Source organism: Streptomyces sp. NPDC101393 (assembly GCF_044767385.1).
Classification (GTDB): domain Bacteria; phylum Actinomycetota; class Actinomycetes; order Streptomycetales; family Streptomycetaceae; genus Streptomyces.
Window position 1 is genome coordinate 403,401 of sequence record NZ_JBIWNU010000007.1, and the last position, 22,877, is coordinate 426,277.

The window sequence follows — 22,877 nt, forward strand, 5'->3', positions numbered from 1 at the left end:
GTGACATAGGCTCTTGAGCGTGGAGCCCGACCTGTTCACCGCCGCTGCCGAAGACCGCCAGGAGAAGGACCCCGCGGGGTCCCCGCTCGCCGTCCGGATGCGCCCGCGCACCCTCGACGAGGTGGTGGGACAGCAGCATCTGCTCAAGCCCGGCTCCCCGCTGCGCCGTCTCGTCGGCGAGGGCAGCGGCGGTCCCGCCGGCCCGTCCTCCGTCTTCCTGTGGGGTCCGCCCGGCATCGGCAAGACGACCCTCGCGTATGTCGTCAGCCAGGCGACCAACAAACGCTTCGTGGAGCTGTCCGCGATCACCGCGGGCGTCAAGGAGGTCCGGACCGTCATCGACGGCGCCCGGCGCGCCTCGGGCGGCTACGGCAAGGACACCGTCCTCTTCCTCGACGAGATCCACCGCTTCAGCAAGGCCCAGCAGGATTCTCTGCTGCCCGCGGTCGAGAACCGCTGGGTCACCCTGATCGCCGCGACGACCGAGAACCCCTACTTCTCGGTGATCTCCCCGCTGCTGTCCCGCTCCCTGCTGCTGACTCTCGAACCGCTCACCGACGACGATCTGCGCGGTCTGCTCAAGCGCGCGCTGACCGATGCGCGTGGACTCGCGGGCGCCGTCACCCTCCCCGAAGACACCGAGGCGCATCTGCTGCGGATCGCGGGCGGCGATGCCCGGCGTGCGCTGACGGCCCTGGAGGCCGGCGCCGGATCCGCCCTGTCCAAGGGCGAGAAGGAGATCACCCTCCAGACCCTGGAGGAGTCCGTCGACCGCGCCGCGGTGAAGTACGACCGGGACGGCGATCAGCATTACGACGTCGCCAGCGCCCTGATCAAGTCCATCCGGGGCTCCGATGTCGATGCCGCGCTGCACTACCTCGCGCGCATGATCGAGGCCGGCGAGGACCCGCGGTTCATCGCTCGGCGGCTGATGATCTCGGCGAGCGAGGACATCGGGCTGGCCGATCCGTCGGCCCTGCAGACCGCGGTCGCCGCGGCCCAGGCGGTGGCGATGATCGGTTTCCCGGAGGCCCGGATCACCTTGAGCCAGGCCACCATCGCGCTCGCGCTGGCGCCGAAGTCGAACGCCGCCTACATGGCGATCGACGCCGCGCTGGCGGACGTCCGCGGCGGTCTCGCCGGTGCGGTCCCGGCCCATCTGCGCGACAGCCACTACAAGGGCGCGGAGAAGCTCGGCCACGGCAAGGGCTATCAGTATCCGCATGATCTGCCGGGCGGCATCGCGGCCCAGCAGTACGCACCGGACGAGGTGCACGGCAAGCGGTACTACTCCCCGACCCGGCACGGCACCGAGGCCCGGTACGCCGACGTCGCCGAGCGGGTCCGCGCCCGGCTCCGCGGCGAGAGCTCCGACTGACGACGGTGTTCGGCGGATCACCGGCCCGGGCGGTCCGTCGCATGCCGAGGGGCGGGCGGCAGCTGCCGCGGATCCGCCCGGGGTCAACCCCGGGCGTCACCCCGCGGGCCCTGCGTATCGCTCGTCCGGGTCATTCCGCCGCGGCCTCGAAGAGCGTGTGCATCGCCCGCCGCAGCTCGGCCACGTCCCGCACCGGCTCCGGGAAGTCGAAGCGGGCGTCGAAGGACCGCTGCTCGGTGTCGGTGAAGCGGACGCGGAGTCCGAAGCGGTCCAGGCCGACCGGAGTGGCCCGGTCGCGCAGCCCGCAGACCTGCGATCGATCGCCCAGCAGCGCACACAGCCCGCGCACCTGATCGCCGTGCGCGCTGTGCAGATGCTGCAGCAGTTCCGCCTCGTGGGCCACCAGGGGGTCGGGGGAGGCGGCGGCGAACTCGTCCGGTTCGACGGGCTCGGCGCCCCACAGATCGTCCACCGCACCCTCCCCGACCTCCAGGCGCAGCATCATCCAGGCGGCCCGCCCGTTCAGTCCCGGTGCCGGCTCGGGATGCAGCGCCTCGCCGATGCCGAGCAGCTCGCCGACGGGGTGCCGCTCGGCGAGCAGCATCGCCGCCTGTGCGCGCTGGTCATTGCGTACGGGAGTCAGCCAGCCGGCCACCCAGGCGCGTCCGCGGATCCGATGCGGCACGGAAACCGGCGCGACATCAGTGATTTCCATCACGGCGGTGAGGTCGTCGTCCTGTGCGTGTGCGGCCGCTCGTGCGGCCGCAGAATCGCCAGGAACCAGCAGTAGCACGTCTCCTTCGGGCGTCACGGTCCGGCAGACCGGAGCCGAGAGTCCGGTTTCGTCGGGGTCCTCGATTCCGGGGATACTGAGAGACGCCATACCATTGGCTTCGACGAGGGTTCGTACGCGCTCGGCGGCCGAAGGCTGCTGGGCGTTTTCCACGGGACGCGGCTGACCCGCCTCGGTGTTTTGTGCACCGGGCAGGGGGATCCCAGGTCGAAACATGCGTACTCCTCGCGGTAAGGTAAGCCTCACCTAACTTACATGGAGGTCCGTTCCACGTGAACCAGTCGCGTCCCAAGGTCAAGAAGTCGCGCGCTCTGGGCATTGCCCTGACGCCGAAGGCCGTCAAGTACTTCGAGGCCCGTCCCTACCCGCCCGGCGAGCACGGCCGTGGCCGCAAGCAGAACTCGGACTACAAGGTCCGTCTGCTCGAAAAGCAGCGTCTGCGTGCGCAGTACGACATCAGCGAGCGCCAGATGGCGCGTGCCTACGACCGCGCTCGGAAGGTCGAAGGCAAGACCGGCGAAGCGCTGATCATCGAGCTTGAGCGCCGTCTGGACGCGCTCGTCCTGCGGTCGGGCATCGCCCGCACCATCTACCAGGCTCGCCAGATGGTCGTCCACGGCCACATCGCGGTCAACGACCGCAAGGTCGACAAGCCGTCCTTCCGCGTCCGCCCCGGCGACGTCGTGGTGGTCCGCGAGCGCAGCCGCGAGAAGCACCCCTTCCAGGTCGCCCGTGAGGGTGGCTACGACACCGACGGTGAGACCCCGCGCTACCTCGAGGTCAACCTTCCGGCTCTGGCGTTCCGGCTCGACCGGGACCCGAACCGCAAGGAGATCCCGGTGATCTGCGACGAGCAGCTCGTCGTCGAGTACTACGCCCGATAAATCAGGCGTAGCCGCTCAGCCGAACGGCATTCAGCCCGCCGTCTCCCCGCCGCTCGCGGTGGGGGAGGCGGCGGGTTCGTTCGTTCCCGGTGACGAGATCCGCATCCTGCGGCGCGGGCCCGGCACCCCGCCGGTCCGTCCGAGGATCCGGGCCACCGCGGCGTCCAGGCCGAGGGCAGCACCCGCGTGCAGGCAGTGCGCGTAGTGCTCCGCGCCCAGCAGCTCGCGCGCCCGGTCCGCGCACAGTGCGTGCGGCTGGTTGAAGTGCCGCGAGCCGAACAGCGGCAGCCCCACGGACGGCCAGATGCCCCCCGCGGCACCCTGCAGCACCGCCGCCTCCTGTGCGTCCCCGGAGTCGAGCGTCACCAGCGCCAGCAGCTCGATGGCCAGCACCGCACCCAGCAGATCGTGGAAGGTGTGGTCGATGGACAGGCACTGCTCCAGAAGTGCGCGGGCCCGGTCGCTCTCGCCGCGGGTCCAGGCGGCGTACGCCAGCACGTACAGCGCGTACGCCAGCGTCCAGCGCTCACCGTGCTCCTCGCACACCTCCCGGACGTCCTCGCACAGCGCCACGGCCGCCTCCAGATCCCCCCGGAACGCCACCGCCATCGCCAGCTCGACCTGACCCATCAGCACATTGCTGTTGAGCTCGCCGATCTCGCGGTAGCGGGCCAGGGCGTCGCGCAGCAGCGCCTCGGCGCGCGGCATGTCGTCGCAGACCAGCGCCAGACAGCCGGTGCGGTGCAGCGCGTACGCCGTCGCCGTGGGGTTGTCCGTGCGCTCGGCCTCGTCGCGGCACTCCTCCAGGGCCCGCAGCGCGCCGACGGTGTCACCCTGGAGGACCGCGACGTAGCCGACCACCCACAGGGCCTTCAGCCGGGCGTCGTCGTGGCCGCCGTCCAGCTCCAGCGCCCGGTCCAGCCAGTGCCGGCCCTCCGCCAGCCGGCCGCAGCCCACCCAGTAGAACCACAGCGAACCCGCCAGATACTGGCCGAGGTGCGCGTCGTGCCCGCTGTCCAGGCACTGCTCCAGCGCGACCCGCAGATTGGGGAGTTCGGCGTCGATACGGGCGGCGATCTCGGCCTGCCGGGGGCTGAACCAGTCCATCTCGCACCAGGTGGCGAGGCCCAGGAACCAGTCGCGATGGCGGCGCCGCAGCCGCTCGCCATCCCGGGTCGCCGCCAGCCAGTCCGCGGCGTACGCCCGCACGGTGTCCAGCATCCGGTAGCGCACCCCGGCCGCGGTCTCCTCCCGTACGAGCACCGACTGGGCAACCAACTCGTCGATGACGTCGAGCAGTTCATCGACGGGAAGATCGGGCCCCGAGCAGACGTACTCGGCGGCCTCCAGGTCGAACTGCCCGGCGAAGACGGAGAGCCGCGCCCACAGCAGCCGTTCCGCGGACGTGCACAGCTCATGGCTCCAGCCGATCGCCGTACGCAGCGTCTGGTGGCGGGGCAGCGCACCGCGGGCGGCGCCGGTCAGCAGCCGGAAGCGGTCGCCGAGCCGGTCCAGCACCTGGTCGACGGAGAGCGCGCGCAGCCGGCCGGCGGCCAGCTCCAGGGCGAGCGGGATGCCGTCGAGGCGCCGGCAGAGCTCGGCGACGGCCGCCTCGTCGGCCGGTCCGACGGTGAAGCCGGGCACGACCGAGGCGGCGCGGTCCTCGAAGAGGGCGGCCGCGTCGCCGTCGTTCATCGGTGCCAGCGGGAGATTCTGCTCGCCGGGGATTTTGAGCGGTCTGCGGCCCGCGGCCAGCACCCGCAGCCCGGGGGCGCGGCGCAGCAGCTTGGCGGTCAGCTCGGCGCAGGCGTCGACCAGATGCTCGTAGCCGTCCAGGACGAGCAGCAGCTCGCGGTCGGCGAGGTGGTCGCACAGTGCGTCGAGGGGCGGCCGGCTGGTGTGGTCCACCGGAGCGAGTGCCTCGACGACGGCGTGCACCAGGACGCCGGGCTCGCGCAGGGCGGACAGTTCGACCAGCCACACCCCGTCGCAGAAGCGATCCTGCAAGATCGCCGCGCCATGCACGGCGAGCCGGGACTTTCCGACGCCGCCGAGGCCGGTGAGCGTCACGAGACGGTCGGCTTCCAGTCGCCGGGCCAGCGCGGCCAGTTCGTCGTCGCGGCCGATGAACCGGGTGAGTTCCGCGGGCAGATTTCCCGGTGCCCGCAGACGTACGGGAGCGGGATCGGCCCGCGCGTAGCGTCGCATGGGACACGGAGCGTACTCGGAGGTGTGCGGACCGTACAATCGCTCTTTCGGATTGCTCCCCCCTGACCCTTCGTGCGCCCCCCGGCGGCACGGGGAACGGGGGTGCGGACGGACAGTCACGGCGCGATAAGGTCAAGGTTGCCGTTCGAGCGGGACAGCCGAGCGGGCCGATCCCAGACCAACCCAGTCGGAGAGTGGTGCCAACGTGTCCGGTGGAGAGGTGGCCGGGATTCTCGTGGCCGTCTTCTGGGCGATCCTCGTGTCCTTCCTCGCCCTCGTGCTGGTGAGACTCGCGCAGACGCTCAAGGCGACCACGAAGATGGTGGCCGAGGTGTCCGACCAGGCCGTCCCGTTGCTCGCCGACGCGTCCGCGACCGTCCGCTCCGCACACAGCCAACTGGCCCGCGTCGACGCCATCGCCGCCGACGTCCAGGAGGTCACCGCCAACGCCTCCGCGCTCTCCTCGACCGTCTCCTCCGCCTTCGGGGGACCGCTGGTCAAGGTCGCGGCGTTCGGCTACGGCGTGCGCCGCGCGATCGGCAAGAAGGGCGAAGAAGCCTCTGCCGCCGGCACGAAGCGCACCGTCGTCGTCGGCCGAACCCTGCCCGGCGCCCGCCGCGGCGGGCGCCGAACCCGTCGCTCCAAGGACTGATCACAGCGATGTTCCGCCGCGCATTCTGGTTCACCACCGGCGCCGCCGCCGGCGTGTGGGCCACCACCAAGGTCAACCGCAAGCTGCGCAAGCTGCAGCCCGACAGCCTCGCGGCGCAGGCCGTGGACAAGGCCGTCGAATCCGGCCACCGGCTGCGCCAATTTGCATTGGACGTACGCACGGGAATGGCGGACCGTGAGGAACAGCTGCACGACGCGCTGGGTCTCGGCGAGACCGGCGACGTCCGCGAGCTGCCCGCACCGCGCTCCCGCACGGTGCTCGAACCGCAGTACCGACACACGAGAACAACCGGACAGGCCCGGCTGACCGGACCGACTGGAAATGAGGACCACTGATGGAGTCGGCTGAAATCCGCCGCCGCTGGCTGCGCTTCTTCGAAGAGCGTGGGCACACCGTCGTGCCGTCGGCGTCGCTCATCGCGGACGACCCGACCCTGTTGCTCGTCAACGCGGGCATGGTCCCCTTCAAGCCGTACTTCCTCGGCGAGGTGAAGCCGCCCGCCGCGCGCGCCACCAGCGTGCAGAAGTGCGTGCGGACGCCGGACATCGAAGAGGTCGGCAAGACGACCCGGCACGGCACGTTCTTCCAGATGTGCGGCAACTTCTCCTTCGGCGACTACTTCAAGGAAGGCGCCATCAAGTTCGCCTGGGAGCTGCTGACCGGCTCGCAGGCCGACGGCAGCTTCGGGCTCGACCCGGAGAAGCTCTGGATCACCGTCTACCTCGACGACGACGAGGCCGAGCGCATCTGGCGCGAGGTCGTCGGCGTGCCGGCCGAGCGGATCCAGCGGCTGGGCAAGAAGGAGAACTACTGGTCCATGGGCGTTCCGGGCCCGTGCGGCCCGTGCTCCGAGATCAACTACGACCGCGGTCCGGCCTTCGGCGTCGAGGGCGGCCCGGCCGTCAACGACGAGCGGTACGTGGAGATCTGGAACCTCGTCTTCATGCAGTACGAGCGGGGTGCCGGCACGGGCAAGGAGGACTTCGAGATCCTCGGGGACCTGCCCAGCCAGAACATCGACACCGGTCTCGGCCTGGAGCGCCTGGCGATGATCCTGCAGGACGTCCCCAACATGTACGAGACCGACACCCTGCGTGTCGTCATCGACAAGGCCACCGAGCTCTCCGGCGTCCGCTACGGCGCCTCGGACGACTCCGATGTCTCGCTGCGCGTGGTCGCCGACCACATCCGCACCTCCACGATGCTCATCGGCGACGGCGTCACCCCCGGCAACGAGGGCCGCGGCTACGTCCTGCGCCGCATCATGCGCCGCGCCATCCGCAACATGCGGCTGCTCGGCGCCTCCGGCCTGGTCGTCGGCGAGCTGCTGGACGTCGTCATCAAGACGATGGGCCAGCAGTACCCGGAGCTGCTGGAGGACCGCCGGCGCATCGAGACCGTCGCCCTCGCCGAGGAGGCCGCCTTCGTCAAGACGCTGAAGGCCGGTACGAACATCCTCGACACCGCCGTCACCGACACCAAGGCCTCCGGCGGCAAGGTGCTCGCCGGTGACAAGGCGTTCCTGCTCCACGACACCTGGGGCTTCCCGATCGACCTCACCCTCGAAATGGCCGCCGAGCAGGGCCTGTCGGTGGACGAGGACGGTTTCCGCCGCCTGATGAAGGAGCAGCGGGAGCGCGCCAAGGCCGACGCCCAGTCCAAGAAGCACGGGCACGCCGACCTCTCCGCCTACCGCGAGGTCGCCGACACCTCCGGCGCCACCGAGTTCACCGGCTACAGCTCCACCGAGGGCGAGACCAGCATCGTCGGTCTGCTCGTCAACGGCGCTCCGGCCCCCGCCGCCCACGAGGGCGACGAGGTCGAGGTCGTGCTGGACCGCACCCCCTTCTACGCCGAGGGTGGCGGCCAGCTCGCCGACACCGGCCGGATCAAGCTGAGCTCCGGCGCCGTCGTCGAGGTCCGCGACGTCCAGCAGCCGGTGCCCGGCGTGACGGTGCACAAGGGCGTCGTCCAGGTCGGCGAGGTGGTGCTCGGCTCGGCCGCTTACGCCGCCATCGACATCACCCGCCGGCGGGCCATCGCCCGCGCCCACAGCGCCACCCACCTCACCCACCAGGCGCTGCGCGACGCCCTCGGCCCGACGGCCGCCCAGGCAGGTTCGGAGAACTCCCCGGGCCGCTTCCGCTTCGACTTCGGCTCGCCGGCCGCCGTGCCCGGCGGGGTCCTCACCGACGTCGAGCAGAAGATCAACGAGGTGCTCTCGCGCGAGCTCGACGTGCACGCCGAGGTCATGAGCATGGATGACGCCAAGAAGCAGGGCGCCATCGCCGAGTTCGGTGAGAAGTACGGCGACCGGGTCCGTGTGGTCACCATCGGCGACTTCTCCAAGGAGCTGTGCGGCGGCACCCACGTCCACAACACCGCCCAGCTGGGCCTGGTGAAGCTGCTCGGCGAGTCGTCCATCGGCTCCGGTGTCCGCCGGGTCGAGGCGCTGGTGGGCGTGGACGCCTACAAGTTCCTGGCCCGCGAGCACACCGTCGTCTCGCAGCTCACCGAGCTGGTCAAGGGGCGCCCGGACGAGCTGCCCGAGAAGATCTCCGGTGTCCTGGCCAAGCTGAAGGACGCCGAGAAGGAGATCGAGAAGTTCCGCGCCGAGAAGGTGCTGCAGGCCGCCGCCGGGCTGGCCTCCGGTGCCAAGGACGTACGCGGTGTGGCGCTGGCCGCCGGGCAGGTCCCCGACGGCACCTCCGCCGACGACCTGCGCAAGCTGGTGCTGGACGTGCGCGGTCGGATTCCGGGTGACCGCGCCGCGGTGGTGGCCCTGTTCACCGTGGCCAACGGCCGCCCGGTGACGGTCATCGCCACCAACGACGCCGCCCGCGAGCGCGGCATCAAGGCCGGCGACCTGGTCCGTACGGCCGCCAAGACGCTCGGCGGAGGCGGCGGCGGCAAGCCGGACGTCGCCCAGGGCGGCGGGCAGAACGCCGCGGCCGTGCCCGAGGCCATCGAGGCCGTCGAGCGGCTCGTCGCCGAGTCGGCCTGATCGCGTGAGCGACATGCGACGCGGACGGCGCATCGCCGTGGATGTCGGGGACGCCCGTATCGGGGTCGCTTCGTGCGACCCCGACGGGGTCCTCGCCACCCCCGTCGAGACCGTGCCGGGACGTGACGTCCCCTCAGCGCACCGGCGGCTCAAGGCGATCGTCGACGAGTACGAGCCGCTGGAGATCGTGGTCGGCCTGCCCCGCTCCCTCAACGGGGGAGAGGGGCCGGCCGCGGCCAAGGTCCGGGCGTTCGCCCAGGAGATGGCCCGCAACGTCGCGCCCGTCGGAGTCCGGCTGGTCGACGAGCGGATGTCGACGGTCACCGCGACCCAGGGGCTGCGAGCCTCCGGCGTCCGCAGCAAGAAGGGCCGCTCGGTGGTCGACCAGGCCGCCGCGGTGGTCATCCTGCAGAGCGCGCTGGAGACTGAACGGGTCTCCGGGGAGCCCCCCGGCGAGAGCGTCGAAGTGGTCATCTGATCGCGGTACGGTAACGTTCCGCGCGATGCGGCGGCGGTTCGAACAGTCGCGCGTGCAAGAAGAGGCGGATCGGTACTGCGGATGCGCGCCCCGTCAGGAGCGCACCGCCTCTCGGCTCTAGGGGATCGATGACCGAGTATGGCCGGGGCTACGGCTCCGAACCGTGGCATCCGGAGGACCCGCTCTACGGAGAGCAGGGTTCCTACGGAGGCCAGGCGCAGCAGCCGCAGCAGCCGCATTGGGACGGGCAGCAGTCCGGTCCCTATCCCCAGCAGCAATACAACGGGGGCTGGGACGGCTCGCAGGGCGGGCAGTCGCCGTACGACCCGTACGATCCCTACGGCCAGCAGCCGCCGGTCGATCCGTACAGCGGGGCGAGCCCCGACTACTACGGCACGCAGGACGCCTACCCGCCTCCGCAGCCCCAGCATCTGCGCCAGCAGCAGGCGCAGCAGCAACAGCAGTACGCGCAGCAGCAGCAACAACAGTTCCAGCAGCAGCACCAGCAGTACGCGCAGCAGGCCGAGCCGCAGTACGACGACGGCCTCCGCGACGACTGGCGGGCCGAGCCGGAGCCGGAGCCGGAGCACGCGTTCTTCGCGGGCGGCTCCGACGACGCCGGCGACGACCGCCCCGACCCCGAGCCGCGCGAGCAGCGCCGGGCCGGCCGCGAGCGCCGCGGCAGGAAGCCCAAGCGCCGCAGCGGCATGGCCTGCCTGGTCATTTCCGCGGTGTTCGCCGGTGTCGTGGGCACCGTCGGCTACTTCGGGTACGACTTCTACCTGAGCCACTTCGGCTCGGCCCCCGATTACGAGGGGGAGGGGTCGGGTTCCGTGCAGATCGAGATCCCGGCCGATTCGTCGCTCGGGGAAATGGGCCTGATCCTGAAACGCGAGGGCGTCGTCAAGAGTGCCGATGCGTTCACCGGTGCGGCCGACGAGAACAAGAGGGCCAAGAGCCTGCCGCCCGGTACCTATTCGCTGCGCGAAAAGATGTCGGCGGCCTCGGCGATCGACCTGATGCTGGATCCCAAGAGCCGCAACGGCCTGACGATCCGCGAGGGACTGCGCTCGGGCGATGTCTACCAGCTGATCGACAAAAAGCTGGACCTCGGCAAGGGCACCACCAAGAACGTGGCCAAGAGCCAGGCCGCACACCTCGGGCTGCCGTCCTGGGCCGACGAATCGTCGAAGGTCAAGGACCCGCTGGAGGGCTTCCTCTATCCGTCGACATACAGCGTCGGCGACCACGCGAAGCCCGCGGACGTCCTGAAGCAGATGGTGCGACTGGCCACCCAGCAGTACAAGAAGTACGACCTGGAGGGCAACGCCAGGAAGCTCCACCTCGAATCGCCGATGCAGCTGCTCACCGTCGCCAGCCTCACGCAGGCCGAAGGCAAGTACAAGCACGACTTCGAGAAGGTCGCGACCGTTGTCTACAACCGTCTGAAGCCGAACAACACCGAGACCTACGGGCTGCTCGACTTCGACTCGACTGTGAACTACGCGAGATCGAAGAGCACCCTGGACACCGGGACCGTCGACGATCTGCGGAATTTCAACGATCCGTACAACACCTACAAATTCAAAGGTCTCCCTCCGGGGCCGATCGGAAACCCGGGCGAGGTGGCGCTCAAATCCGCCATCAAGCCCGCGAAGGGCGACTGGTACTACTTCGTTTCGATCAACCCGGAGAAGACGCTCTTCGCGGTGACGAACGAAGAGCACGAGCGCAACCGTCGCCTCTACGAGAAAGAACGTGAGAAGGAAAAGCAGTGAGTGCCGTACGCCGAGCCGCGGTTCTCGGTTCCCCGATTGCCCATTCGCTTTCCCCGGTGCTGCACCGCGCGGCCTATGAGGAACTGGGCCTGAGCGGTTGGACGTACGACCGCTTCGACATCGACGAGGCGGCGCTGCCCGGCTTCGTCGCCGAGCTCGGCCCGGACTGGGCCGGACTGTCGCTGACCATGCCGCTCAAGCGTGCCGTGATCCCGCTGCTCGACGAGATCAGTGACACCGCGGCCTCCGTCGAGGCGGTGAACACCGTTGTGTTCGGCGACGACGGCCGTGTCCGAGGCGACAACACCGACATCCCCGGCATGCTGGCCGCCCTGCACGAGCGCGGTGTGGAGCACGTCGAGCGGGCATCGGTGCTGGGCGCGGGCGCCACCGCGTCCTCCGCGCTCGCCGCGCTCGCCCGGATCTGCACCGGCGAGGTGACCGCCTACGTCCGCAGTGCGGCCCGTGCCGAGGAGATGCGCGGCTGGGGCGAGCGGCTCGGCGTCACGGTGCGGACGGCCTCCTGGGAGGACGCCGCCGAAGGCCTCGACGCGCCGCTGGTCATCGCCACGACTCCGGCGGGCTCCACCGACGCGCTCGCCGCAGCCGTCCCCGAGCGGCCCGGCACGCTCTTCGACGTCCTCTACGAGCCCTGGCCGACGACGCTGGCCACGGCCTGGGCGACGCACGGCGGCGGGGTCGTCGGCGGCCTCGACCTGCTGGTGCACCAGGCGGTGCTCCAGGTGGAACAGATGACCGGCAGCGCCCCGGCGCCGCTGGCCGCGATGCGCAAGGCCGGCGAGGCGGCGCTCGCCGCGCGCTGATCCTGTGCCTGCCGCCCGCGCGGGCGCCCGGTCCGTGGACTGGGCGCCGCCCGTCCGGCGCGACGTGGGAGGATCGGGGGGAGACCGTACGCGGATGAGCAGTACATGAGGAGCACCGTTGAGCAGGTTGCGCTGGCTGACGGCGGGGGAGTCGCACGGCCCCGCACTCGTGGCGACACTGGAAGGCCTTCCGGCCGGCGTCCCGATCACCACGGAGTTGGTGGCGGACGCGCTGGCCCGGCGCCGGCTCGGCTACGGCCGCGGTGCCCGGATGAAGTTCGAGCAGGACGAGATCACGTTCCTGGGCGGTGTCCGGCACGGTCTGTCGCTGGGCTCGCCCGTCGCCGTGATGGTCGGCAACACCGAGTGGCCCAAGTGGGAGCAGGTCATGGCGGCCGATCCGGTGGATGCGGCGGAGCTGGCGGCGCTGGCGCGTAACGCGCCGCTGACCCGCCCGCGCCCCGGGCACGCCGACCTGGCCGGTATGCAGAAGTACGGCTTCGACGAGGCGCGGCCGATTCTGGAGCGTGCCTCCGCCCGCGAGACGGCGGCCCGGGTGGCGCTGGGCGCGGTGGCCCGGTCCTTCCTCAAGGAGGCGGCCGGTATCGAGATCGTCTCGCACGTGGTGGAGCTGGCGGCGGCGAAGGCGCCCTACGGCGTCGTTCCCGAGCCCTCGGACGTCGAGAAGCTGGATGCGGACCCGGTGCGCTGCCTGGACGCGGACGCGAGCAAGGCGATGGTCGCGGAGATCGACCAGGCACACAAGGACGGCGACACGCTCGGTGGCGTGGTCGAGGTGCTGGCCTACGGAGTGCCGGTGGGTCTGGGGTCGCACGTCCACTGGGACCGCCGTCTGGATGCCCGGCTGGCCGCCGCCCTGATGGGGATCCAGGCCATCAAGGGCGTCGAGGTCGGTGACGGGTTCGATCTGGCGCGGGTGCCGGGCTCGAAGGCCCATGACGAGATCGTCGCGACCGAGGACGGCATCAAGCGCACGTCCGGTCGCTCCGGCGGCACCGAGGGCGGCCTGACGACCGGCGAACTGCTGCGCGTACGCGCCGCGATGAAGCCGATCGCGACGGTGCCGCGGGCGCTGGCCACCGTGGACGTGAGCACGGGCGAGGCGACCAAGGCGCATCACCAGCGCTCGGACGTCTGCGCGGTGCCGGCCGCCGGGATCGTGGCCGAGGCGATGGTCGCGCTGGTGCTGGCCGACGCGGTGGTGGAGAAGTTCGGCGGCGACAGCGTGCCGGAGACCCGCCGCAACGTCCGCAGCTTCCTCGAGAACCTGGCGATCAAGTGACGTCGCCGGTCGCCGTACTCATCGGCCCGCCCGGCGCGGGCAAGTCGACGGTGGGCGAGCTGCTGGCCAAGCGGCTCGGTGTCGTCTACCGCGACACCGACGCCGATATCGTCGCCGCGGCCGGCAGGCCGATCGCGGAGATCTTCGTCGACGACGGCGAGCCCTACTTCCGCGAGATCGAGCGGGAGGCCGTACGCGCCGCGCTGGAGAGCCACGACGGCGTGCTGTCGCTCGGCGGCGGCGCGATCCTGGACGCCGGCACCCGCGCGCTGCTGACGGGGCTGCCGGTCGTCTTCCTGGACGTCCAACTCGCCGACGCCATCAAGCGGGTGGGCCTCGACGCGCCCCGCCCGCTGCTCGCCGTCAACCCGCGCAAGCGCTGGCGGGAGCTGATGGAGCACCGCCGCCCGCTGTACACCGAGGTCTCGCGTGCCGTGATCGCCACCGGGGAGCGCACCCCGGACGAGGTCGTCGACGCGATCGTGGACGCTTTGAAGCCAGGGCAGGCGGCGGGCGACGCCCCGCGGGCCGCCCACAGGGAGGAACAGGCATGACGGAGCAGGCCACCCGTATCCAGGTCGGCGGCACGGCCGGTACCGACCCGTACGAGGTGCTCGTCGGACGGCAGCTGCTCGGCGAACTCCCGGCGCTGATCGGGGAGAACGCCCAGCGCGTCGCCGTGCTGCACCCGGAGGCGCTGGCCGCCACGGGTGAGGCGCTGCGCGAGGATCTCGCCGCCCAGGGCTACGAAGCGGTCGCCGTCCAGCTGCCGAACGCCGAGGAGTCCAAGACCGTCGAGGTCGCGGCGTACTGCTGGAAGGCGCTCGGCCAGACCGGCTTCACGCGCGGCGATGTGATCGTCGGCGTCGGCGGCGGCGCCACCACCGACCTGGCCGGTTTCGTCGCTGCGACCTGGCTGCGCGGGGTGCGCTGGATCGCGGTGCCCACCACGGTGCTGGGCATGGTCGACGCGGCCGTGGGCGGCAAGACCGGCATCAACACCGCCGAGGGCAAGAACCTCGTCGGCGCGTTCCACCCGCCGGCCGGGGTCCTCTGCGACCTGGCGGCGCTGGACTCGCTGTCCGTCCACGACTACGTCTCCGGCCTGGCCGAGGTCATCAAGGCCGGGTTCATCGCCGACCCGGCGATCCTCGACCTGATCGAGTCCGACCCCGAGGCGGCCAAGCGCCCGGACGGCGTGCACACCGCCGAGCTGATCGAGCGGGCGATCCGGGTCAAGGCCGAGGTGGTCTCCGCCGACCTCAAGGAATCCGGTCTGCGGGAGATCCTCAACTACGGCCACACCCTGGCGCACGCCATCGAGAAGAACGAGCGCTACAACTGGCGGCACGGCGCCGCCGTCTCCGTCGGCATGGTCTTCGCCGCCGAACTCGGCCGGATCGCCGGCCGCCTGGACGACGCCACCGCCGACCGGCACCGCGCCGTCCTGGAGTCCGTCGGGCTGCCGCTCACCTACCGCGGCGACCAGTGGCCCAAGCTGCTGGAGACCATGAAGGTCGACAAGAAGACCCGCGGCGACCGGCTGCGCTTCATCGTCCTCGACGGCCTCGCCAAGCCGACGGTCCTGGAGGGCCCGGACCCGGCGATGCTGCTCGCCGCACACGCGGAGATCGCGGCATGAGCGACGCCCCGCAGGCGCCCGGCACGCCTCGCCGGGTCCTGGTGCTGAACGGTCCCAATCTCGGCCGGCTGGGCTCCCGCGAGCCCGATGTCTACGGCGCCACGTCGTACGCCGGACTCGTCGACGAGTGCACCCGGCTCGGCAAGGAGCTGGGCTTCGCGGCCGAGGTCCGGGAGACCAACGACGAGGGCGAGATGATCCGCTGGCTGCACGAGGCCGCCGACGGATCGATCCCGGTCGTCATCAACCCCGGTGCCTTCACGCACTATTCGTACGGAATGCGGGACGCGGCGGCCCAGCGCACCGCCCCGCTCATCGAGGTGCACATCTCTAACCCGTACGCGCGCGAGGAATTCCGGCACAATTCGGTGATCGCGGCCGTCGCCAGCGGTACGGTCGCCGGCTTCGGTATCGGCTCGTACCGCCTCGCGCTGCGCGCGCTGGCCGAGGAGCTCACCGCCTGACGCGCCGATCCGGGCACTCCCCGCAGCCCCCGGCCGTTCAGCAACCGAGCGCCGGGGGTGGGGATCCGACGGGGCATCAGCGGGCAGAGTACCGTTCGCAGCAGTTCCACCCGCGCCGCCGGCCGCCGCCGGTCACGACCCGCACGGCACAGCCCGGCGCCGCAGCGCACCATGTCGACCGCACGAGACGGAGAGCCACCGGATGCAGTACGCAGTGGGGGCTCCGCTGCCTCCGCCCCGCCGGCCGGAGCCTGACCTGCCGGGCCACGCCCCGGGGCCCGGCGCCGCCATGAGCTGGACCCCCGACCAGGGCCGGCCCCTACCTCCCGCCTCACCCCCGTCCCCTGCGCAGCCCCCGGCTCCCGCCGCCCCGCCGGCCCAGGCACCCCCGGTGCCCCCGCCGCCCGCCCCGTCCCACGGCGCGCCCGCGCCCGGCCCCGGCTGGAGCGGACCGGCACCGCAGCAGGCCCCGCCCACCCCACAGAGCACCGACATCACCGGCCACATCCAGCTGCCCCCGGGCGCCCCGGTGCCGCTGCCCAGCCCGCCGACGGACACCGCGGCCCCCGACGCCGCGCATGCCGCCGTCGCGGTGCTGCTCATCGGCCCGGCCGGTGCCGGCAAGACCAGCGTCGCCCGGCACTGGGCCGACACCCGGCGGGTGCCGACCGCGCACATCAGCCTCGACGACGTGCGCGAATGGGTCCGTTCCGGATTCGCCGACCCGCAGACGGGCTGGAACGACCACTCCGAGGCGCAGTACCGCCTCGCCCGCCGCACCTGCGGCTTCGCCGCCCGCAACTTCCTCGCCAACGGCATCTCCTGCATCCTCGACGACGCCGTCTTCCCCGACCGCCCGGTCGTCGGCCTCGGCGGCTGGAAGCGGCATGTGGGCCCCGGCCTGCTGCCCGTCGTGCTGCTGCCGGGCCTGGAGATCGTCCTGGAGCGCAACGCCCGGCGCAGCGGCAACCGCCGGCTCTCCGACGAAGAGGTCGCCCGCATCCACGGCCGGATGGCCGGCTGGTACGGCTCGGGGCTGCCGATCATCGACAACTCCTCGCACGACGTCGCGACGACGGTGCGGGTGCTGGACGACGTCGTCGCCCGCAGCATCGCCAGCCCGCCCAGCTGGTAGCGGGCAGGGGCGTTGGCCGCCGGGCGCGGCTGCGTACTCCGGGCGGCCGCTCTCGAACGGCCGCCGCACCGTTCCGGCCGTAGGCTCGTGATATGTCCGAGTTGTACGCGGTTCGACGCACGCGGTTGCGCGACCGCGTAGCCGGGGCGGGAAGCGCCTCCGCCCTGGTATCGCGCCCTGCCAACGTCCGCTACCTCACCGGCTGTGCGCCACCCGGCGCCGCCCTGCTGCTGGGGCCCGTCCATGACGTGCTGCTCTGCACCCGGCCGCTGAGCGGCGACCCGTCCGAGGGCCGCCCCGCCGAGGGCGTACGGCTGCTGGTGCTGCCCACCCGCGCGGGTGACCCGGTCGTGGCCGGCGCCGACCTCGCCGAGAAGGCCGGCGCCGACACCCTGGCCGTCGAGGAGCACCATCTCACCGTCACCCGGCACCGGGCGCTCGCCCAGGTCGTGCCCCGGATGCGGCTGGCCGACCTGGCGTGCGCGGTCGAGGCGCAGCGGCTGATCAAGGACGACGACGAGATCGCCTCGCTGCGGATCGCCGCCGAGATCACCGACCAGGCGCTCGGTGAACTCCTGGAGTCCATCCTCGTGGGGCGCACCGAACGTCATCTCGCCCTCGAACTGGAGCGCCGCCTCGTCGATCACGGCGCCGACGGCCCGGCCTTCCCCACCTCCGTGGCCTCCGGGCTCAATTCCGGGCGCTTGGGGCATCTGCCCACGGACCGCCGGGTGGAGGAGGGTGACTTCCTGAGCGTCTCCCTGGGGGCGAACTACCGCGGATATCGTTGCGAGATCGGCCGGACCTTCGTCATCGGCACCACGCCCGCGGACTGGCAGATCGAGCTCTACGACCTTGTTTTCGCAGCCCAGCGGGCAGGCCGGGAGGCACTCGCACCCGGTGTGGAATACCGCGAAGTGGACCGTGTGACCCGTCACGTACTGGACGCGGCGGGGCACGGCGAGCGGCTCGGACCGTGGACCGGGCACGGTGTCGGGCTCGAAATCGACGAGGACCCTCAATTGTCACCTGCGGCCATGGGTAAACTGGACGCTTGCGTGCCGGTCACCGTCGAACCGGGGGTTCACCTCCCGGGCCGCGGAGGTGTCCGCATCGACGACACACTCGTCGTCCGTCCCGAGGCGGACGGCGGGCCCGAGCTACTCACGATCACGACCAAGGAGCTGCTCGCGCTGTGAGCTTGACGGCTTGCGGCGGGCGGCTTCGGGGTACCCACCACCTGCAGTCCAGGAGATTCCGCAACCGTGGCTTCCACGAACGACCTCAAGAACGGCCTGGTGCTCAAGCTCGAAGGGGGCCAGCTCTGGTCCGTCGTCGAGTTCCAGCATGTCAAGCCCGGTAAGGGCCCGGCCTTCGTCCGCACCAAGCTGAAGAATGTGCTCTCCGGCAAGGTGGTCGACAAGACCTTCAACGCCGGCGTGAAGGTCGAGACGGCCACCGTCGACAAGCGCAGCATGCAGTTCTCCTACATGGACGGCGACTACTTCGTCTTCATGGACATGGACACGTATGACCAGCTGCACGTCGACCGCAAGGCTGTCGGCGACGCCGCGAACTTCCTCCTCGAGGGCTTCGAGGCCGTCGTGGCGCAGCACGAGGGCGAGGTCCTCTACGTCGAGCTGCCCGCCGCCGTCGAGCTGGTCATCCAGCACACCGACCCGGGCGTCCAGGGCGACCGCTCCACCGGCGGCTCCAAGCCCGCCACCCTGGAGACCGGTTACGACATCCAGGTGCCGCTCTTCATCACCACCGGTGAAAAGATCAAGGTCGATACCCGTTCGGGCGACTACCTCGGCCGGGTGAACAGCTAACCGTGGCTGCCCGCAACAAGGCCCGTAAGCGCGCCTTCCAGATCCTCTTCGAGGCCGACCAGCGCGGGGTCGACGTGCAGTCCGTGCTCGCGGACTGGATGCGGCACGCCCGGACCGACCCCCGGCAGCCGCCGGTGAACGAGTACACCTTGCAGTTGGTCGAGGGGTACGCGGACCACACCCGCCACATCGACGAGCTGATCTGGACGTACGCCGTCGACTGGGACCTGGACCGGATGCCGGTCGCCGACCGTGCCATCGTCCGGCTCGGTGCCTATGAGCTGATCTGGGTCGACGAGACCCCGGACGCCGTGGCGATCGACGAAGCGGTGCAGCTCGCCAAGGAGTTCTCCACGGATGACTCCCCGGCCTTCGTCAACGGCCTGCTCGGCCGTTTCAAGGAGCTGAAGCCGGGCCTGCGGCGTGAGGAGACGCAGTAGGCGGACGGTGCAGTAGGTGAACGGGCCCGGGGTGAAGCTGGATACTCCGGGCCCTTCGCCTGTCCGCCCAGCGGCGTACGGGCCTCGGCACGGCCGCCCCGGGCGCCCCGTGGGTACCGCCCTGCGGGCCGGTCGGGCCCGGACAGACGACAACCGCCGCCCCGGTGGCCGGGGCGGCGGTACGTTTCTGCAGGTGAAGCCGGGGTGTCAGAGGTCGTCGTGCGCCACGGCGCGGCGGGCGTCGGCGTCCAGCACGCCCCAGCTGATCAGCTGCTCGGTCAGCACCGAGGGCGACTGGTCGTAGATGACCGCGAGGGTGCGCAGGTCGTCCTGACGGATCGAGAGGACCTTGCCGTTGTAGTCGCCGCGCTGGCTCTGGATCGTGGCGGCGTAGCGCTGCAGCGGTCCGGCCTTCTCCTGCGGGACGTGGGCGAGGCGCTCCAGGTCCAGCACCAGCTTCGGCGGCGGCTCGGCAGCTCCGCCGGGTGTCGTACCCGGCAGCAGCTCCTGCACCGGCACACCGTAGAAGTCCGCCAGTTCGGCGAGGCGCTGCACGGTCACGGCTCGGTCGCCGCGCTCGTACGAGCCGACCACCACGGCCTTCCAGCGGCCCTGGGACTTCTCCTCGACGCCGTGGAGCGAGAGGCCCTGCTGGGTGCGGATCGCACGGAGCTTGGCCCCGAGCTGTTTGGCGTATTCGCTGGACATAAAGCTCCCCAGACACCTGAATCGATATGCGGCTACGCCGCGCGGCTGGTAACTCACTGTGAGGTTACGCAGCGTAATTTGGCTTCGTCAAGCCGAATGAGTCAGACCCGAGCCCGTCACAGGGGCCACGGGGGGCTCATGAAGGGCCCGTGCGGCTTGCGGCGTCTGGCCCAAGGCCACGCACCATTGTCCGATCATCCGCATACCGCCAGTGCGGCGACGCGACGCCGCGCCGGCCGCCCCGGGCCGCCGGCTCCGCCGTCACCCCCCTGCGGGTGCCGGGGCGCCCCCTGCTAATCTGAGCACCGTAATTTCGACGTCCTTTAAGGTCCGTCCCGTGAGGCGGAGAAGGAGGTCCGTTTCATATGGACGCAAGCAGTTCCGACGCACGATCCCAGCTCCCCGCACGCCCGGTGCTCGAAGGCCCGGACATCGCGCGGATGCTCACCCGCATCGCCCACGAGATCGTCGAACGCGCCAAGGGCGCCGACGACGTGGTGCTGCTGGGAATCCCCACCCGCGGCGTGTTCCTCGCCCGGCGGCTGGCCGCCAAGCTTGAGGACATCACCGGCCGCAGCATTCCGGTCGGCTCGCTCGACATCACGATGTACCGCGACGACCTGCGGCTGGGCCCCGCCCGTACGCTCGCCCGTACGGAGATCCCCGCCGACGGCATCGAGGGACGCGTCGTCCTCCTCGTGGACGACGTCCTCTTCTCCGGGCGCACGATCCGCGCCGCCCTGGACGCGCTGGGCGACATCGGACGGCCGCGCGCCGTGCAGTTGGCGGTCCTCGTCGACCGCGGTCACCGCGAGCTGCCGATCCGCGCCGATTACGTAGGCAAGAACCTCCCCACGTCGCTGCGGGAGACGGTCAAGGTCCAGCTCACCGAGGAGGACGGCCGGGACGCCGTGCTGCTCGGTGTCAGTGGGACCGGCCCGGCCGGCGAGCGCTAGCGCACCGCGTACGGACCCGGTGATCCCGGGCCCGTACCCCTGCCTGCTCGACGGACATTCCCGTACCCCTCCCTCACACACGGAGAAACCGGATGAAGCGTCACCTCATCTCGGCCGCCGATCTCACCCGCGACGACGCCGTCCTGATCCTCGACACCGCCGAGGAGATGGCCCGGGTCGCGGACCGGCCGATCAAGAAACTTCCCACCCTGCGCGGACGCACCGTCGTCAACCTTTTCTTCGAGGACTCGACCCGTACCCGCATCTCCTTCGAGGCCGCAGCCAAGCGGCTCTCGGCGGACGTCATCAACTTCTCCGCCAAGGGCTCGTCGGTCTCCAAGGGCGAGTCGCTCAAGGACACCGCCCTGACGCTGGAGGCGATGGGCGCGGATGCCGTCGTCATCCGGCACGGCGACTCCGGCGCCCCGCACCGCCTGGCGACCTCCGGCTGGATCGGCGGCTCCGTGGTCAATGCCGGTGACGGCACCCACGAACACCCCACCCAGGCCCTGCTGGACGCCTTCACGATGCGCCGGCGCCTCGTCGGGGCCGACGCCGCGGGCAAGGACCTCGCCGGCCGCCGGATCACCATCGTCGGCGACATCCTGCACAGCCGTGTCGCCCGCTCCAACGTCCATCTGCTGACCACCCTCGGGGCCCAGGTCACCCTGGTCGCGCCGCCGACCCTGGTCCCGATCGGCGTGGAGCAGTGGCCCTGCGAGGTCAGCTACGACCTGGACTCCGTGGTGGCAGGGTCGGACGCCGTGATGATGCTGCGGGTGCAGCGCGAGCGGATGAACGCGGCGTTCTTCCCCACCGAGCGGGAGTACGCGCGGCGCTACGGCCTGGACGGCGACCGGATGGCGCGGATGCCCGAGCACGCCATCGTGATGCACCCCGGCCCGATGAACCGCGGCATGGAGATCACCGCCGAGGTCGCCGACTCGCCGCGCTGCACCGCCGTCGAACAGGTCACCAACGGTGTCAGCATCCGTATGGCGGTCCTCTATCTGCTTCTGGGCGGCAACGAGCCCGCCATCACCGCCGGCACCGGCACCAGCCCCCGCACCGAGGAGAGCAAGTAACCATGAGCAAGATCCTTATTCGCGGGGCGAAGATCCTCGGTGGCGAGCCGCAGGACGTCCTCATCGACGGCGAGACCATCGCCGAGGTCGGCAGCGGGCTGAGCGCCGAGGGCGCCCGGGTGATCGAGGCCGACGGGAAGATCCTGCTGCCGGGCCTCGTCGACCTGCACACCCACCTGCGGGAGCCGGGCCGCGAGGACTCCGAGACGGTACTGACCGGCACCAAGGCCGCGGCCGTCGGCGGCTTCACCGCCGTGCACGCGATGGCCAACACCTTCCCCGTCGCCGACACCGCGGGCGTCGTCGAGCAGGTCTGGCGCCTGGGCAAGGAGTCCGGCTACTGCGACGTCCAGCCGGTCGGTGCGGTAACGGTGGGCCTGGAGGGCAAGAAGCTCGCCGAGCTCGGCGCCATGCACGACTCCGCGGCCGGCGTCCGGGTCTTCTCCGACGACGGCAAGTGCGTCGACGACGCCGTCATCATGCGGCGCGCCCTGGAGTACGTGAAGGCCTTCGACGGCGTCGTCGCCCAGCACGCCCAGGAGCCCCGGCTCACCGAAGGCGCCCAGATGAACGAGGGCATCGTCTCCGCGGAACTCGGTCTGGGCGGCTGGCCCGCGGTGGCCGAGGAGTCGATCATCGCCCGCGATGTGCTGCTCGCCGCGCACGTCGGCTCCCGGGTGCACATCTGCCACCTCTCCACCGCCGGCTCCGTCGAGCTGGTGCGCTGGGCCAAGTCCAAGGGCTGGGACGTCACCGCCGAGGTCACCCCGCACCACCTCCTGCTCACCGACGAGCTCGTACGCTCCTACAACCCGGTCTACAAGGTGAACCCGCCGCTGCGCACCGAGGCCGACGTCATGGCGCTGCGCGAGGCGCTCGCCGACGGCACCATCGACTGCGTCGCCACCGACCACGCCCCGCACCCGCACGAGGACAAGGACTGCGAGTGGGGTGCCGCGGCCATGGGCATGGTCGGCCTGGAGACGGCGCTGTCCGTCGTCCAGCACACGATGGTCGACAGCGGACTCCTGGACTGGGCCGGCGTCGCCGACCGGATGTCCTTCCGCCCGGCCGTCATCGGCCGCCTTGAGGGCCACGGCCGCCCCGTCTCGGCCGGTGAACCTGCCAACCTCACACTGCTCGATTCCGCTTACCGTGGAGAGGTGGACCCCGCGGGCTTCGCCTCCCGCAGCCGCAACACCCCCTACGAGGGCCGTGAGCTGCCGGGACGCGTCACCCACACCTTCCTGCGGGGCCGCGCAACGGTCGTCGACGGGAAGCTGGCGTGACTC

22 protein-coding genes are annotated in these 22,877 nt (G+C 71.1%); 19 read left to right on the top strand and 3 right to left on the bottom strand.

The features are described 5' to 3' along the window. Positions 1 to 19 precede the first annotated feature (19 nt). Positions 20 to 1,378 carry a replication-associated recombination protein A gene (locus ACIRQ7_RS24125; protein ID WP_404264845.1) on the top strand — a complete coding sequence of 453 codons (1,359 nt, stop codon included), beginning with the start codon at positions 20 to 22 and terminating at the stop codon, positions 1,376 to 1,378. A 130-nt stretch (positions 1,379 to 1,508) separates the two neighbouring features. On the opposite strand, the gene ACIRQ7_RS24130 is transcribed toward ACIRQ7_RS24125, so the two are convergent. After that, on the bottom strand, positions 1,509 to 2,261 hold the full coding sequence (locus tag ACIRQ7_RS24130; protein ID WP_404264846.1) for a DUF2470 domain-containing protein: 753 nt from the start codon (positions 2,259 to 2,261) through the stop codon (positions 1,509 to 1,511). A 182-nt stretch (positions 2,262 to 2,443) separates the two neighbouring features. Here ACIRQ7_RS24130 and rpsD point away from each other — a divergent pair, with 182 nt between their 5' ends. Then, on the top strand, positions 2,444 to 3,055 hold the full coding sequence (gene rpsD / locus ACIRQ7_RS24135) for a 30S ribosomal protein S4 (RefSeq protein ID WP_401475035.1): 612 nt from the start codon (positions 2,444 to 2,446) through the stop codon (positions 3,053 to 3,055). A 30-nt stretch (positions 3,056 to 3,085) separates the two neighbouring features. On the opposite strand, the gene ACIRQ7_RS24140 is transcribed toward rpsD, so the two are convergent. Then, entirely contained in the window at positions 3,086 to 5,263 is a 2,178-nt protein-coding gene (locus ACIRQ7_RS24140) for an ATP-binding protein (RefSeq protein ID WP_404264847.1), read from the bottom strand. Between the two features lie 205 nt (positions 5,264 to 5,468). On the opposite strand from ACIRQ7_RS24140, the gene ACIRQ7_RS24145 reads away from it, so the two are divergent. The 14 genes from ACIRQ7_RS24145 to nusB all read left to right on the top strand — a co-directional run bounded on the left by ACIRQ7_RS24145 (position 5,469) and on the right by nusB (position 18,836). After that, on the top strand, positions 5,469 to 5,915 hold the full coding sequence (locus ACIRQ7_RS24145) for a DUF948 domain-containing protein (RefSeq protein WP_401475041.1): 447 nt from the start codon (positions 5,469 to 5,471) through the stop codon (positions 5,913 to 5,915). Positions 5,916 to 5,923: 8 nt separating this feature from the next. After that, positions 5,924 to 6,271: a DUF6167 family protein gene (locus ACIRQ7_RS24150; protein ID WP_404264848.1), complete on the top strand. Its 348-nt coding sequence runs from the start codon at positions 5,924 to 5,926 to the stop codon at positions 6,269 to 6,271. Beyond that, positions 6,271 to 8,940 carry an alanine--tRNA ligase gene (alaS, locus tag ACIRQ7_RS24155; RefSeq protein ID WP_404264849.1) on the top strand — a complete coding sequence of 890 codons (2,670 nt, stop codon included), beginning with the start codon at positions 6,271 to 6,273 and terminating at the stop codon, positions 8,938 to 8,940. The genes ACIRQ7_RS24150 and alaS overlap by 1 nt, the downstream gene beginning before the upstream one ends. 13 nt (positions 8,941 to 8,953) lie before the next feature. Further along, positions 8,954 to 9,418: a Holliday junction resolvase RuvX gene (gene ruvX, locus ACIRQ7_RS24160; protein ID WP_401475627.1), complete on the top strand. Its 465-nt coding sequence runs from the start codon at positions 8,954 to 8,956 to the stop codon at positions 9,416 to 9,418. Between the two features lie 128 nt (positions 9,419 to 9,546). Then, positions 9,547 to 11,196: an endolytic transglycosylase MltG gene (gene mltG / locus ACIRQ7_RS24165; protein ID WP_404264850.1), complete on the top strand. Its 1,650-nt coding sequence runs from the start codon at positions 9,547 to 9,549 to the stop codon at positions 11,194 to 11,196. Continuing rightward, positions 11,193 to 12,020 carry a shikimate dehydrogenase gene (locus ACIRQ7_RS24170; RefSeq protein ID WP_404264851.1) on the top strand — a complete coding sequence of 276 codons (828 nt, stop codon included), beginning with the start codon at positions 11,193 to 11,195 and terminating at the stop codon, positions 12,018 to 12,020. The genes mltG and ACIRQ7_RS24170 overlap by 4 nt, the downstream gene beginning before the upstream one ends. A 118-nt stretch (positions 12,021 to 12,138) precedes the next feature. Then, a complete protein-coding gene (gene aroC, locus ACIRQ7_RS24175) occupies positions 12,139 to 13,323 on the top strand; it encodes a chorismate synthase (RefSeq protein WP_404264852.1) in 1,185 nt (394 codons plus the stop codon). Beyond that, positions 13,320 to 13,877 carry a shikimate kinase gene (locus tag ACIRQ7_RS24180; protein WP_404264853.1) on the top strand — a complete coding sequence of 186 codons (558 nt, stop codon included), beginning with the start codon at positions 13,320 to 13,322 and terminating at the stop codon, positions 13,875 to 13,877. The genes aroC and ACIRQ7_RS24180 overlap by 4 nt, the downstream gene beginning before the upstream one ends. Then, positions 13,874 to 14,965, top strand: a complete 1,092-nt coding sequence (gene aroB, locus ACIRQ7_RS24185; protein WP_401475060.1) for a 3-dehydroquinate synthase — start codon at positions 13,874 to 13,876, stop codon at positions 14,963 to 14,965. The genes ACIRQ7_RS24180 and aroB overlap by 4 nt, the downstream gene beginning before the upstream one ends. Further along, positions 14,962 to 15,429 carry a type II 3-dehydroquinate dehydratase gene (aroQ, locus tag ACIRQ7_RS24190; RefSeq protein WP_404264854.1) on the top strand — a complete coding sequence of 156 codons (468 nt, stop codon included), beginning with the start codon at positions 14,962 to 14,964 and terminating at the stop codon, positions 15,427 to 15,429. The genes aroB and aroQ overlap by 4 nt, the downstream gene beginning before the upstream one ends. A gap of 202 nt (positions 15,430 to 15,631) precedes the next feature. Continuing rightward, a complete protein-coding gene (locus tag ACIRQ7_RS24195) occupies positions 15,632 to 16,564 on the top strand; it encodes a Pro-rich N-terminal domain-containing protein (RefSeq protein WP_401475066.1) in 933 nt (310 codons plus the stop codon). Between the two features lie 92 nt (positions 16,565 to 16,656). Beyond that, positions 16,657 to 17,763: an aminopeptidase P family protein gene (locus tag ACIRQ7_RS24200; RefSeq protein ID WP_404264855.1), complete on the top strand. Its 1,107-nt coding sequence runs from the start codon at positions 16,657 to 16,659 to the stop codon at positions 17,761 to 17,763. A 66-nt stretch (positions 17,764 to 17,829) separates the two neighbouring features. Next, a complete protein-coding gene (gene efp / locus ACIRQ7_RS24205) occupies positions 17,830 to 18,396 on the top strand; it encodes an elongation factor P (RefSeq protein WP_401475072.1) in 567 nt (188 codons plus the stop codon). Between the two features lie 2 nt (positions 18,397 to 18,398). Next, positions 18,399 to 18,836, top strand: coding sequence for a transcription antitermination factor NusB (gene nusB, locus ACIRQ7_RS24210; protein WP_401475075.1), 438 nt, complete (start codon positions 18,399 to 18,401; stop codon positions 18,834 to 18,836). Positions 18,837 to 19,043: 207 nt separating this feature from the next. Here the strand turns inward: nusB and bldD are convergent, their stop codons facing one another. Continuing rightward, positions 19,044 to 19,544, bottom strand: a complete 501-nt coding sequence (gene bldD, locus ACIRQ7_RS24215; protein WP_030278578.1) for a transcriptional regulator BldD — start codon at positions 19,542 to 19,544, stop codon at positions 19,044 to 19,046. Positions 19,545 to 19,909: 365 nt separating this feature from the next. Between bldD and pyrR the strand changes: the two genes are divergently transcribed. The 3 genes from pyrR (at position 19,910) to ACIRQ7_RS24230 (ending at position 22,874) form a co-directional block, all read left to right on the top strand. Further along, positions 19,910 to 20,500 carry a bifunctional pyr operon transcriptional regulator/uracil phosphoribosyltransferase PyrR gene (gene pyrR / locus ACIRQ7_RS24220; protein WP_401475079.1) on the top strand — a complete coding sequence of 197 codons (591 nt, stop codon included), beginning with the start codon at positions 19,910 to 19,912 and terminating at the stop codon, positions 20,498 to 20,500. Positions 20,501 to 20,592: 92 nt separating this feature from the next. After that, entirely contained in the window at positions 20,593 to 21,585 is a 993-nt protein-coding gene (locus ACIRQ7_RS24225; protein ID WP_401475082.1) for an aspartate carbamoyltransferase catalytic subunit, read from the top strand. A gap of 2 nt (positions 21,586 to 21,587) precedes the next feature. Beyond that, a complete protein-coding gene (locus tag ACIRQ7_RS24230; protein ID WP_404264856.1) occupies positions 21,588 to 22,874 on the top strand; it encodes a dihydroorotase in 1,287 nt (428 codons plus the stop codon). The last annotated feature ends 3 nt before the right edge of the window (positions 22,875 to 22,877 follow it).